The organism is Flavobacterium xinjiangense (assembly GCF_900142885.1).
GTDB lineage: Bacteria > Bacteroidota > Bacteroidia > Flavobacteriales > Flavobacteriaceae > Flavobacterium > Flavobacterium xinjiangense.
Genome location: NZ_FRCL01000013.1, coordinates 64065 through 76929, shown reverse-complemented (window position 1 = coordinate 76929; position 12865 = coordinate 64065). Strand labels below are relative to the sequence as shown.

Sequence of the window (12865 nt, the reverse complement as noted above, 5' to 3'; positions counted from 1 at the left end):
AGCAGGAAATAGCTCCTTATTATTTCTTATATTTGAGATGTAAAGATAAAATATTTCCTATGAAGTCTATAAATCCCGACGATTTTAAAGTGACTGGCAAAATTGATTTGTCCAGTATTCCTACGAACCTATTTAGTGGAAATAGTGATGATGAAAAGGAAGAGAAATTAGATAAGGTGCAAGTGAAATTGAGTGAGATACAGGATGTCATGTATGCGCACAATCGCTATGGTGTTTTGATTTGTCTGCAAGGCATGGATACTTCAGGGAAGGATAGTTTGATTCGGGAAGTTTTTCAGGAGTTTAATTCTCGTGGTGTTGTGGTGCATAGTTTTAAAACACCAAATTCAAGCGAGTTAGAGCATGATTATTTGTGGAGACATTATTTGGTTTTGCCTGAAAAAGGAAAGTTTGCGGTTTTTAACCGATCGCATTATGAAAATGTTTTGGTCACGAGAGTGCATCCCGAATATATTATGAATGAAAATTTGCCGGGTATTGCAAAAGTAGAAGATATTACACCTCAGTTTTGGGAAAATAGAATGCAGCAAATCAATAATTTTGAGAAGCACATTACCCAAAATGGAACTATTATTCTGAAATTCTATTTGCATATGAGCAAAGAGGAGCAAAGACAGCGCTTGTTACGCCGACTGGAAGAACAAAAACACAATTGGAAATTCTCGACAGGCGATTTGAAAGAAAGAGATCGTTGGGATGATTACATGCATTATTATGAAGAAGCAATTAATAATACTTCTACTGAATATGCGCCTTGGTATGTCATCCCAGCTGATGATAAAGAAATGGCACGTTATATTGTAGCCAAAATTATTTGGGAAGAAATGCAAAAACATACTGATATACAAGAGCCTAAAATGGATGAAAAAGTTAGGGAAAATATCGAAATGTATAAAGAGATGTTAAAGAAAGAGGATTAGATTAAAATGCTATTTCATTCTGTGTTAAGCGAAATTCATTATATAATTACTATAAAGTTAGTACGTTAATTAATTGTTTTTTTGAATTAAAAACCAGCTAAATTATTGGTTTTTTCTTAATATTCTATTCATTTAAAGTTAAAATTCAGTGCATTTCTTTGCCTTGAATTTTAAACTATCGACCAAAATGAAAAGAATTATTTTACCAATGTTATTTTTAGCCTCATTAATTTCTTGTGAGAATGATGCTAAATCTTCAAGCGAAACTACAAGTGTGGTTTTAGCCAATCAATCGACAACTCCTGTATTATTAAAAAAGCAAGCCGGTTTTGAAAGCTTGGAGCTTTTTTCATTAATTACTTCAGATGATGTTTTGGCAGGGAGTCCAAATTATGTTTTTGGGGGTTCTGCAGATGGATCAGGATTATTAAAAAATGAGGATGGTACTTTTACTTTTTTAGTAAATCAGGAAGATAACTTTTCGGTTTCCAGAATTACTTTAGACAAAACATTCAAACCTACAAAAGGAGAGTATTTATTGAATTCTAATGGAGGAACCTGGAGATTGTGCGGTGCTACTATGGCAACTGTTGCTGAACATGGTTTTGGACCATTGTATTTAACCTGTGGAGAATCTGGCGAAGAGTCTCGTACTCATGCCGTAAATCCTTTTGGAGATGTTGGAGCTGCTTCGGTTTCTAAAGAATTACCAGGTTTAGGAAGATTGAGTGCAGAGAACGCTTTACCATTAAGAAAGACTGCTTTTGCAGGTAAAACAGTTGTTGTGATAGGTGATGATGATTCAGGAACTTATGGAGGTCAGGTGTTCATGTATGTTTCCAATACTGTTGGTGATTTGGCAAATGGTTCTTTATATATGATGAAAAGAACAGATGATAATCAGAGAGAAAAAGATATGGTTACTGGGCAAACCTATCCTGTTTCGTTTGTAAAAATTGAAAATCATACTACAATGACCGGTGCTCAAATTAATGCATCAGTAAATACATTGAAAGCAATAAAATTTGGTAGAGTAGAAGACTTAGATTATAGAAAAGGTGGAGATGCGGCTGATCGTGAGATCTACTTTAACGCTACAGGACAAAATACTACAGGGACAAATGCCGATGCTTCAAGAACAAAATACGGTAGAGTTTACAAGTTAAATTTAGACGCTGCAAACCCATTGGCAGGAACTTTACAAGTAATTCTTGATGGAGATGATCGCACTGGAATTGCAGGGAAATTTCAAAATCCAGATAACATTTGCGTAACTAAAAACTATGTATATGTGGAGGAAGATGCAAACGGATATGGGGATGAAACGCATGACGGGTACATTTATCAGTACAATATTGCTACTAAACAATTGAAAGTTGTTGTAGAATTAGATCACCGTCGCGATGCTACTGATGCTGCAAAGTATAATGTAGGCGGAACAAGTAAATTTGGAGATTGGGAATATGGAGCATTAATTGATATTTCTGAACAAGTAGGAATTGATCATACTTTTTTATTAAGTGTTCAACCCCATACTTGGAGAGGAACAAAATACAAAGGAGTTGATGGAGGAACAAATCGTCCAAATGAAGATCAAGCCAGCCAAATTGTAATCATCAAAGGACTTGCCAGATAATTTATTTCTAAAGTAAATAGTTATAAAAATCCACGGTTTCTTATTTGAAATCGTGGTTTTTGCTTTTCTCCATTTTTAAAATTTATTATGAAAAAAATCTTTTTTCTTTTACCATTGATTCTCTTTTTCTCTTGTAAAAACCAACCTAAACATAAAGAAATTAATGATTTGTTTCAATCCGATATTCAGGTTTTGATTCAAGATGTTTCGCGGCTGGAGCTTTTGGTGAAATCGGATTCGATTTCGACACAAATTCAAAAACAGTTTCTTAATGCACATCAAAACTATAAAAAAGTAGAAATGCTCAGCGAATATTATTTCCCTGTTGTTTCTAAAGCGATTAACGGCCCTGCATTAGATGAATATGAAGAAGATGAAGGTAAAACGGTACCTCCAGAAGGATTTCAAGTAATTGAAGAATTGCTTTTTCCTAAGTATGACCATAGATCAAAAGAGGAACTTTTAAAAGAGCTTGGGATTCTTTCGGCTAATTTAAAACGATTGGATAAAGTGTCGCAAACCAATGAGTTGACAGATTCTCATGTTTTTGATGCAATGCGTTTGGAGGTTTTTAGAATCATAACTTTGGGAATTACGGGATTTGATTCTCCAATTGCTCAAAATTCCGTTAGAGAAGCATTATCGTCATTAGAAAGTGTCGAAAAATATTACCAAATTTATGCTGACAATTCAGAGGTTGCCAATTCTAAATCAGTTTTAAAAACGATTGAAGACGGGAACGAATATTTGAAAAAAAACACCAAGTTTAATGAATTTGACCGAGCTGTTTTTATTCGGAAAATTGCTAATCCGTTAAGTATAGGTTTGTATAAAACGCAAATGGATTTGAAAATTCCCTTGATTAAAGAAACAAGAGGATTAAAAACAACTGCCCAAACACTTTTTGATAAAAATGCTTTTGATGCAGAAGCTTTTTCTGCATTTCCAGATTATGAAACGACCCCAGAAAAAGTTGAATTAGGGAAATTATTGTTCAATGATCCTATTTTGTCCGGAAATAATTCTCGTTCCTGTGCTTCCTGTCATCATGCTGACAAAGCATTTACCGATGGATTAGAAAAAGCAGTTTCATTAGACGGAAAATCATTGGTAAAAAGAAATACGCCAACACTTTCTAATATTGCTTTTCAACGTGTTTTCTTTTCTGATTCCAGAGTTAATTATCTGGAAGACCAAGCTGTAGCGGTAATAATTAATGAAAATGAAATGCACGGTTCTTTGAAAAAAGCAGTTTTGGCTTTGAGTAAAAATGAAAATTATAAAACGAAATTTCAAAAAGCCTTTCCGAAAAAAGTAGTAGATGAATTTGCAATAAAAAATGCATTAGCATCTTACATACGTTCGTTGAGTGACTATGAATCCAAGTTTGATGGATATATGCGAGGAAATGAAACGTTCAATTTGGATGAAATTACTGGATTTAATTTATTTGCTGGAAAGGCAAAATGTGCAACCTGTCATTTTATTCCATTGACAAACGGGACAGTGCCTCCAAGTTTTGTAAAATCTGAAAGTGAAGTATTGGGTATTCCTGATACCCATAAAAAATTAGATGCTGATTTAGGAAGATTTGAATTGACACATGCAGAAGTCAATCGCTATTCATTTAAAACGCCAACAATCCGTAATATAGAATTGACAGGACCTTATATGCACAATGGTGTTTTTAAAACTTTGGAAGAAGTAATGGATTTTTATAATGATGGAGGAGGAAAAGGATCGGGATTTAATTTGGAAAATCAAACGCTGCCAGAGGATAAACTGAATTTGACATCCATAGAAAAAAAGCAACTTATTGCCTTTATGAGAACCCTAACGGATAAAAAATATTTAAAAAATTAAAAAAAAAATGCGCTGAAACTCAGCGCATTTTTTTTAACTAATTCAAAATAGTTTTATAGTTCAAAACCATAAGCTAAACGAACACCTACTTGTCCAACTCCTCTACCAAGAGAACCGTTACTGTTTAAACGATCAAAATGATTGTAGTGTGTATAGTTCAAAGAAATATCTATGTATTTAGTAGCGTAACCTAAACTTGGAGATAACAATAAAGAAGTTTTGTCTCTTGTATTGTCTACATTACTTACTGCAAATGCTGCACCAGCTTCTCCCATAACGTAAAATTGGTCATTCCATACGAAAGCTTTAAAACCTGCTTTAGCTGGGATGATACCTAAATCTTTTCCTTCTTGACCAGTAAACCCTTCAGCTTTGCTTACAAATAAATTAGTGTAACCTGTAGTCAACGTCAATGAGTATCTTTTTGATAAATCATATTGTCCTCTTACATCTGCACCAAGTGATAATTTGTAAGGATCGTTAACTGAATATCCTGCATTTGCACCTACTCCTAAACGGAAACTTTGATCGTAATTTTTAACTTCTTTTGTTTCTTGAGCTTCAACGTTGCTTGCGAACATTGCTGAGATTGCTAATACTAATACTGTTTTAATCTTTCCTGAAATTTTCATAATTGTAATATTTTATTTAATAATTGGTTTTGTCATTTTGTTTCTTAATCTTACAAAACGACTCTGCAAATGTAGTAGTAGAGTAAGTCTGCAATGTTATAGAATTATTGGGTTTTGTTATAGAATTCCTTGTTTTGTGCAGATAACGGCTTTGATTAGGGTGATATATTACTAATAGTACTGATAAAATTGAAACCATATAATTATCTTTACCAAAAAAACAGCAAAAAGTGAATTTATCTCAATATACTAAAGAGTTTTCTTATAATATCAAATTGGCGTATCCTGTGATTTTAGGAATGCTGGGACATACATTAATAGGTATAGTTGATAATTTCATGGTCGGAAAGCTTGGTTCGACAGAACTAGCTGCAGTTTCGTTAGGTAACAGTTTTATTTTCATAGCCTTATCTTTGGGAATAGGATTTTCTACAGCCATTACGCCATTGGTTTCTGAGGCTAATGCGGAACAAAACGAGAAAAAGATACGCACCACTTTTCACCACGGTTTATTATTATGTACCGTTTTGGGAGTTGCTCTATTTATTCTGACGGTATTGTCTAAACAAGTGATGTATCTGATGCACCAACCTAAAGCAGTTGCCGATATGGCTGCTCCTTATATTGATTGGGTGGCTTTTTCTTTGATTCCAGTTATTATTTATCAGGGCTATAAGCAATTTGCAGACGGTCTAGCGGAAACTAAATATTCCATGTATGCTATATTTATGGCTAATGTGGTTCATATATTTTTCAATTACGTATTGATTTATGGAGTTTGGATTTTTCCAAAACTTGGGATTCTGGGCGCAGCATTAGGAACTGTGATTTCCAGGATTATGATGGTAGTTTTTATGGATTTACTGATGAGACATAATAAAGCATTTAAAAGCTATTTTAAGAATTTTAGTTTCAAAGAAATCCGCAAATCAATTCTAAAAAAAATCATAAATCTTGGTTTACCTTCAGCAATGCAAATGTTGTTTGAAGTAACCTTGTTTACCGCTGCAATTTGGCTTTCGGGCTCATTAGGTAAAAATAATCAGGCAGCCAATCAAATTGCACTTATTCTGGCATCATCAACTTTTATGGTTGCTATGGGTTTGAGCGTAACCGCTATGATTAGAGTGAGCCACACTAAAGGAATGAACGATTATAAAGGTTTGATTGTTGTAGCTCGATCTATCTTTTTATTGGCCATTATTCTAGAAACTTTTTTTGCGGTAATTTTTGTAGTATTCCATAATTTTCTGCCTCATTTATTTTTGAATATGAATGATTCTGCTCAAATTATTGATAACTCAGAAATAATAGTAATAACTTCCAAGTTGCTTTTAGTAGCCGCTGTTTTTCAAATTTCAGATGGAATTCAGGTAGTGGTTCTGGGAGCTTTAAGAGGGTTGCAAGATGTGAAAATTCCAATGTATATCACTTTTGTGGCGTATTGGGTGATTGGTTTTCCCATTTCATATTATTTAGGAAAATACACGTCATTACAAGCGGTAGGAATTTGGATTGGGCTCCTGGCAGGATTGTCTGCTGCAGCTTTGTTTCTGTACATTCGTTTTGCAAGATTAACAAGAAAATTAGTTTTAGAGAATCATAAATAATAATAATGTTCTTACAATGTAACTTCTAATTTCTTTTCTCGTATAATAAGCATACAAACCAAACCAATCAAAAAATGATACTATTTATTATTCTTGGAATAATTTTATTAATTGTAAGTTTTACATTAAAAAGTAATGTAAATCCATTTTCGAAATTTGCAAATGTTCTGAAAATTATTGGAATTTTAATAATTACATTGGGATTTTTTTCTTCCATGTTCAAACAAATTGATGCAGGAAAAGTAGGAGTTCAATCTCTTTACGGTAGTGTGCAACCAGATGTTCTGGAGAGTGGATTGCATTTGATTAATCCGCTTTTGGATGTAACCGAATTTGATATTCAAACTCAAAATTATACCATGTCAGCCGTTCATGGCGAAGGTGCTCAAGAGGGAGATGATGCAATTCGTGTTTTGTCAAATGATGGACTGGAAGTAGTAATTGACTTGACAGTTTTATTCAGAGTTTCACCAGAATCAGCTCCAAAAATTTTCAAACAAATTGGGGTAAATTATTCTGATAAAATTGTGCGTCCCGTAACCAGAACCCGTATTCGTGACAACGCTGTTTATTATGATGCAGTAGCATTATATTCTACCAAAAGAAATGAATTTCAACAACGAATTTTCAAAACTATTGAAGCTGATTTCAAGTTAAGAGGATTAGTTCTAGAGCAATTGTTAATTAGAAACATCAATCTTCCAACATCAGTAAAAGCGTCGATTGAAAGTAAAATTAACGCCGAGCAAGATGCTCAAAAGATGACTTTTATTCTTCAAAAAGAAAAACAGGAAGCCGAACGTAAAAGAGTGGAAGCACAAGGTATTGCTGATTATCAACGAATTATTTCAACTGGTTTATCCGATAAGCAATTGCAATACGAGCAAATAAAAGCGCAAAAAGAATTGGCTGCTTCTCCGAACACTAAAATCATTTTTATGAATGGTAGAGGGAATGCACCGGTTATTCTTTCTGATAAATAGGAGGTTTTGTAGCAGAAAATAAGTGTTTTCAAAACATAATTCCACCCGCCGTGCGCTATATCTTTGTGCCCGAAACCCGGGCACAAAGGATGCCGCTTCCATCGGGGCTAAACTACAAGGTAGGTGTGTTTTACACCTTCTGTAAAAAGAAGAAGAAAGACAGTTTCAAACGTATTAAATATATTTTTAGATTTCAATCCCTATAAAAAATTAATAAATTACCTATTTTTACAGCATTACAATTTACAGCAATACATTATACAAAATTTGAAATATGGAATTACCAAAGTTTTTACTAGGCGACAATACTGATTTCCCGGAAGATATTTTTATCATTCACTTGGATTACCCTCGATTTATTATCAATCTAAAAGATGATGAAGTAGAGTTTATGGAAGAGGCAGAAGACCTTGATGAAGGGGAATTAAATGCAGAAATGGAGGGATTAATCGTTCTTGCCAACGAATTTTACGATAGAGAGATTAAGCTTTACGAGGAGTAAAAGTTTTTTCAAGAAAATTGAATGGCGGTTGCAAAAGGTGAAATGTCATCTTTTGTAACCGCTTTTTTCTTTGTAAATACATATGTTTTTGATGATTTAAATCTAATTTAGTAACTTTAATGCTTTAGTGTTGAGGTGATTCAAGTAGGATTGCTTTATAAATCTAAATAAGGTACTAAAAATGATTCTTAATTGATAGAGTATAAACCATTAAAAATAAATTACGATGATACATTTAAAAACAATTTCAAAAGTTCTTATTGTTCTTCTTTTATTGGGGCAAAATAGTTTTGCTCAGCAGAAAAGTTCAGATCAATCTATGACAGACAAAAAAGTACAAATGGGCGCTAATATAAATGAAAAAGAAGCAAAGGCAATGCCCGTCATGACAGTTAATAGTAAAAGCAATATAAACAACATTAATGGAGGAATGCCAAACCGAATCTCGATGAATGTAACGGTGGCTAAACAGACACAAGGTGCAACATTTGGTGAGAAAGTAAATGCAAGTAAAATAAACGTTACGTTAATTGAAAATGGATGTGTGGTTTTGTTTCCTGCGAATGCAGGGTATAAAGTTAATATTCGCAACATGAGCATTACGGAATTGTCAGTAAACGAAAGCCTTGCTTTTGGTGAAAAAGTGAATCAGGGCTTACATGCTTCGGGTAGTGCATTATCGCAAGGCGCTTCTTTATTGGGTGGCGCTTTACCAGGTGGCGCAATTATATCTGCAGCGGTTTCCAGTGTGGGCAATTTAGCGGGTGGTGCCGGAGGTGGTGCTGCTGCAGCTTCTTATGCGAAAAATGCAAAAATAGTTTTGAAAATACAAGACGCAGATAGTGATTCAGTAATGGAATTGCCAGATGGTGAATATCAATTGGGATTCGTTATTGTTGAAAATCAAACTGCCGGTGTAAAAGCGATTTCAGGTGTAAAAGATACTTTGCAAACTCAAGTTCTTATTGTTTTTACCATAGAAAACGGTGTGTTAAAAACGAAACATGATACTGCTAAAAATTCGGTCGGGAACATTCGTTAGAAAATATTTTTTGTAGAAAGTATACCCTTTGTGCACTAATCTTTAAAATACGTTTTCAATAGTAAACTGGCGGCTGCAAAGGGTGAAATTTCATCATTTTGCACCGCTTTTTTCGTTGAATCCAGTAATTTTTGAATTTCAGGATGGTTGTAAAAATTCAGCTTTAATTGTTCATTGATGGTTTCCAACATCCAATATTGGTTTTGTTCTTTTCGTTTTTCAAATAAGGAATTGTTACCTTTTGTAAGTTCAAGAAACTTTTGAATGGTTTCCCATACCTCTGGAATGCCCTCATGAGTGATAGCACTACAGGTAGAAGTTGTAGGTGTCCATCCGGATTTTTTGGCTGGGAAAAGATGTAGTGCTCTATTGAATTCCAATTTAGCAAATTGGGCTTTTTTGATGTTATCGCCATCAGCTTTGTTGATGACAATAGCATCGGCCATTTCCATAATCCCGCGTTTGATACCTTGTAACTCATCGCCGGCACCTGAAATTTTCAAAAGTAAAAAGAAATCTACCATGCTGTGAACAGCAGTCTCGCTTTGACCAACCCCCACAGTTTCAATAATAATTGTATCAAAACCACATGCTTCACAAAGCGTAATGGTTTCCCGTGTTTTTCGAGCCACACCGCCCAAAGTTTCTCCCGAAGCCGAAGGCCGGATATACGCGTTTTTATCTTTTACCAATTCCTCCATTCGGGTTTTATCTCCCAGAATGCTTCCGTGCGAAATCGTACTGCTGGGATCAACAGCAAGAACTGCCACTTTTTTTCCTAAACCAGTTAAATATTTTCCGAAAGCTTCAATAAACGTACTTTTCCCAACGCCGGGAACACCGGTAATTCCTATTCGGACCGATTTGTTGGCATGAGGCAAACAGGCATTGATTACTTCATTGGCTTTTGCCAAATGGCCACCATTAGTACTTTCCACCAAAGTAATCGCACGACTTAATGCCGTTATATTTCCTGCTAAAATTCCGTCAACTAATTCTGTTGATGAAGGTTGTACTTTTCTAAATTGCTGAATATTTTTCACGGATTCAGAACTGATCATTTCCGGTGGAGAAATTCCAGCTTTTTCGTGTAAAGCACTTGGATGGGATTTTTTATTTGGCAAAGTGTAGTATTTGAAAAGTAAAAGTAGTGAAAATACTTATTTCTGCGGTGATAAAAGTTTTAGGATATTATATATTGCAGTATAAAAACCCCAAAGGAATAAGCGGCGTGAAATCCGCGTTTTTTATTGAAACTTAAAGTGCAATTTCTTTCTTGCAATAATTTTAATAGTATTTTTGTGGTCAATTCAGTGCTATGTACAACTTCATTATAATCTTCGTTTTTTTACTGCTGGGAATTGTATTGCAAAAGGCAAAATGGGTGCCGTTCAATACTCATAAGGTCATAAACAACATTGTGATTTATATTTGCCTTCCTGCTTTAGCTTTATATTACATACCTAAAATAGAGTGGAGCAGCGAATTGTTATTTCCCATAAGTGTGGCGTGGATTGGATTTATTGTTTCGTACTTGTTTTTTAGTTTTTTGGGCAATAGATTGGGATGGTCTAAAAAACTTACTGGTTGTTTAATTATAACTGCCGGACTAGGAAACACATCGTTTCTCGGTTTTCCCATAATTCAAGCATTATATGGCGAAGAAGGTTTAAAAACGGCTATTTTGGTTGATCAGCCGGGCTCCTTTGTGGTTCTTTCAACTTTAGGAATTCTGGTGGCTACTTTATATTCTACAGGAAGCCCGAACGGACTTCATATTGCAAAAAAAATACTTTTCTTTCCGCCATTTATTACTTTTCTGGTAGCATGCCTAATGAATAATTTTAACTTCGATTTCCACCAATATATTCAGTTTGGCTTGCAAAAAGTAGGTAGTTTGATGACTCCTCTGGCAATGCTTTCCGTAGGATTGCAATTGCGATTTGATAAGAGAAGCCAACACTGGCGATTTTTAGGGTTGGGACTTTTGTATAAATTAATATTGACTCCGGCCCTCATTTATTTATTGTATGTCGTAATTTTGCACCAGCATTCAAAAACCATTCAAGTTGCCATCATGGAGTCTGCAATGGCTCCCATGATAACAGCAAGTATCTTAGCATCATCACATGGTTTAAAACCTAGATTAAGCAGCATGATGATAGGTTTTGGAATACCATTATCGTTTATCACCTTGATATTTTGGTACTTTGTAGTACAGTTTATTTAATTTTTATGAATCCATTTTTTGCGATTTAGTGTTAATATTATTTTAATTAGAATATGAATATTTCCTCAGCGACAGCTACAAAAACTATCCAAACGCCTTTAGTCCAAAAAACAGTTTATTCTGTCCTGTTTTCTATAGCTTTTGCCCATTTGTTAAATGATTTGATGCAATCCGTTATTCCTTCGACGTATCCAATACTAAAAGAAAATTTCAATCTTAGTTTTACTCAAATCGGATTGATAACATTCGTTTTCCAACTGACAGCTTCTATTTTGCAGCCTTTTATAGGTTTTTATACTGATAAATATCCAAAGCCCTACTCTTTAGTTATTGCGATGTTATTTACTATTACGGGATTGGGATTTTTGTCGATTTCAACTTCTTTCTGGATGTTGCTTGTCTCCGTTGCATTTGTAGGAATTGGTTCTTCCATATTTCATCCGGAGGCTTCTCGCGTTGCTTATTTAGGTTCTGGAGGAAAGCGGGGTTTGGCGCAATCTATTTTTCAATTGGGAGGGAATTCAGGCAGCGCAATTGGCCCTTTATTAGTGGCATTAGTCGTGGCTCCTTTTGGACAATCCAATATAATATGGTTTGTGATTGCAGGTATTTTTGGAATTATTATTTTGTCTCGAATTGCAATTTGGTATCAAAATCATTTGAGTCTTCGAGCTGCAAAAAAAATAGTAGCTGAAGATCTCGCTGTTCCATTATCCAAAAGAAAAATCAATTTATCAATAGCAGTTTTATTGCTTTTGATATTTTCAAAATTTTTCTATATGGCTAGTATGTCCAGCTATTTCACTTTTTATCTCATGCATAAATTTGGATTAACCATACAAGAATCGCAGTTTCATTTGTTTATTTTCCTGGCTTCTGTAGCAGCGGGAACACTAATCGGAGGTCCTTTAGGAGACCGTTTTGGAAGAAAATACATCATTTGGATTTCTATACTTGGCGCAGCGCCATTTACACTGCTGTTGCCTTACGCTAATTTATTTTGGACCGGAGCATTATCGGTTATTATCGGAATAGTGATTGCTTCTGCATTTTCAGCAATTTTAGTTTTTGCACAAGAATTAATGCCTGGAAAAGTAGGAATGATTTCGGGATTGTTTTTTGGTTTTGCCTTTGGTATGGGCGGTTTGGGTTCGGCTATTCTAGGATATGTTGCGGATCAAACCAGTATCGAATACGTGTATAAATTAAGTTCTTTTCTGCCGCTGATTGGCGTTTTTACTTATTTCCTGCCAAATATGAAAAAGAAGTAATCCTTTTTTTAGGCGCTTTTTCCCGCTATTCGTTGCAATCTTTTTCAATCCTGTCAGGGTTCAAAACCCTGACAGGATTTAGAAAAAGGATTTTCACTGCTATCGGGGCTAGGTATTTCGGTTATCTAAGTTGTTTTTTATACTTAGAAAAAGCA

At 34.6% G+C, this 12865-nt stretch carries 11 protein-coding genes; 9 read left to right on the top strand and 2 right to left on the bottom strand.

Features of this window, described 5'->3' with window-relative positions; genetic code table 11:
* Nucleotides 1-59: 59 nt before the first annotated feature.
* The 3 genes from BUC23_RS14205 to BUC23_RS14195 all read left to right on the top strand — a co-directional run bounded on the left by BUC23_RS14205 (nt 60) and on the right by BUC23_RS14195 (nt 4440).
* A complete protein-coding gene (locus BUC23_RS14205) occupies nt 60-941 on the top strand; it encodes a PPK2 family polyphosphate kinase (RefSeq protein ID WP_073210609.1) in 882 nt (293 codons plus the stop codon).
* A gap of 187 nt (nt 942-1128) precedes the next feature.
* Nucleotides 1129-2577, top strand: coding sequence for a PhoX family protein (locus BUC23_RS14200; RefSeq protein ID WP_073210543.1), 1449 nt, complete (start codon nt 1129-1131; stop codon nt 2575-2577).
* A gap of 87 nt (nt 2578-2664) precedes the next feature.
* Nucleotides 2665-4440 carry a cytochrome-c peroxidase gene (locus tag BUC23_RS14195; protein ID WP_073210541.1) on the top strand — a complete coding sequence of 592 codons (1776 nt, stop codon included), beginning with the start codon at nt 2665-2667 and terminating at the stop codon, nt 4438-4440.
* A 53-nt stretch (nt 4441-4493) separates the two neighbouring features.
* Here the strand turns inward: BUC23_RS14195 and BUC23_RS14190 are convergent, their stop codons facing one another.
* Nucleotides 4494-5021 carry a hypothetical protein gene (locus BUC23_RS14190; protein WP_244153813.1) on the bottom strand — a complete coding sequence of 176 codons (528 nt, stop codon included), beginning with the start codon at nt 5019-5021 and terminating at the stop codon, nt 4494-4496.
* A gap of 281 nt (nt 5022-5302) precedes the next feature.
* On the opposite strand from BUC23_RS14190, the gene BUC23_RS14185 reads away from it, so the two are divergent.
* From BUC23_RS14185 to BUC23_RS14170, 4 genes are all read left to right on the top strand, one after another.
* Nucleotides 5303-6682, top strand: coding sequence for an MATE family efflux transporter (locus BUC23_RS14185; RefSeq protein WP_073210537.1), 1380 nt, complete (start codon nt 5303-5305; stop codon nt 6680-6682).
* 74 nt (nt 6683-6756) lie between these two features.
* The gene (locus BUC23_RS14180; protein WP_139259893.1) at nt 6757-7665 is read left to right on the top strand and encodes a prohibitin family protein; all 909 of its coding nucleotides are present in this window, start codon (nt 6757-6759) and stop codon (nt 7663-7665) included.
* 274 nt (nt 7666-7939) lie between these two features.
* Nucleotides 7940-8167 carry a hypothetical protein gene (locus tag BUC23_RS14175; RefSeq protein WP_073210534.1) on the top strand — a complete coding sequence of 76 codons (228 nt, stop codon included), beginning with the start codon at nt 7940-7942 and terminating at the stop codon, nt 8165-8167.
* A 226-nt stretch (nt 8168-8393) separates the two neighbouring features.
* Nucleotides 8394-9209: a hypothetical protein gene (locus BUC23_RS14170; protein WP_073210532.1), complete on the top strand. Its 816-nt coding sequence runs from the start codon at nt 8394-8396 to the stop codon at nt 9207-9209.
* 35 nt (nt 9210-9244) lie between these two features.
* Here BUC23_RS14170 and meaB read toward each other — a convergent pair whose 3' ends face one another.
* Nucleotides 9245-10333 carry a methylmalonyl Co-A mutase-associated GTPase MeaB gene (gene meaB, locus BUC23_RS14165; RefSeq protein ID WP_073210530.1) on the bottom strand — a complete coding sequence of 363 codons (1089 nt, stop codon included), beginning with the start codon at nt 10331-10333 and terminating at the stop codon, nt 9245-9247.
* 194 nt (nt 10334-10527) lie between these two features.
* On the opposite strand from meaB, the gene BUC23_RS14160 reads away from it, so the two are divergent.
* On the top strand, nt 10528-11439 hold the full coding sequence (locus BUC23_RS14160) for an AEC family transporter (protein ID WP_073210527.1): 912 nt from the start codon (nt 10528-10530) through the stop codon (nt 11437-11439).
* Between the two features lie 53 nt (nt 11440-11492).
* The gene (locus tag BUC23_RS14155; RefSeq protein ID WP_073210525.1) at nt 11493-12710 is read left to right on the top strand and encodes an MFS transporter; all 1218 of its coding nucleotides are present in this window, start codon (nt 11493-11495) and stop codon (nt 12708-12710) included.
* The last annotated feature ends 155 nt before the right edge of the window (nt 12711-12865 follow it).

Coding starts and splice junctions, on each gene's coding strand:
- BUC23_RS14190 (WP_244153813.1), bottom strand. CDS start 5,021: ATGTTCGCAAGCAACGTTGAAGCTCAAGAAACAAAAGAAGTTAAAAAT.
- BUC23_RS14205 (WP_073210609.1), top strand. CDS start 60: ATGAAGTCTATAAATCCCGACGATTTTAAAGTGACTGGCAAAATTGAT.
- BUC23_RS14180 (WP_139259893.1), top strand. CDS start 6,757: ATGATACTATTTATTATTCTTGGAATAATTTTATTAATTGTAAGTTTT.
- BUC23_RS14170 (WP_073210532.1), top strand. CDS start 8,394: ATGATACATTTAAAAACAATTTCAAAAGTTCTTATTGTTCTTCTTTTA.
- BUC23_RS14160 (WP_073210527.1), top strand. CDS start 10,528: ATGTACAACTTCATTATAATCTTCGTTTTTTTACTGCTGGGAATTGTA.
- BUC23_RS14155 (WP_073210525.1), top strand. CDS start 11,493: ATGAATATTTCCTCAGCGACAGCTACAAAAACTATCCAAACGCCTTTA.
- BUC23_RS14195 (WP_073210541.1), top strand. CDS start 2,665: ATGAAAAAAATCTTTTTTCTTTTACCATTGATTCTCTTTTTCTCTTGT.
- BUC23_RS14200 (WP_073210543.1), top strand. CDS start 1,129: ATGAAAAGAATTATTTTACCAATGTTATTTTTAGCCTCATTAATTTCT.
- BUC23_RS14175 (WP_073210534.1), top strand. CDS start 7,940: ATGGAATTACCAAAGTTTTTACTAGGCGACAATACTGATTTCCCGGAA.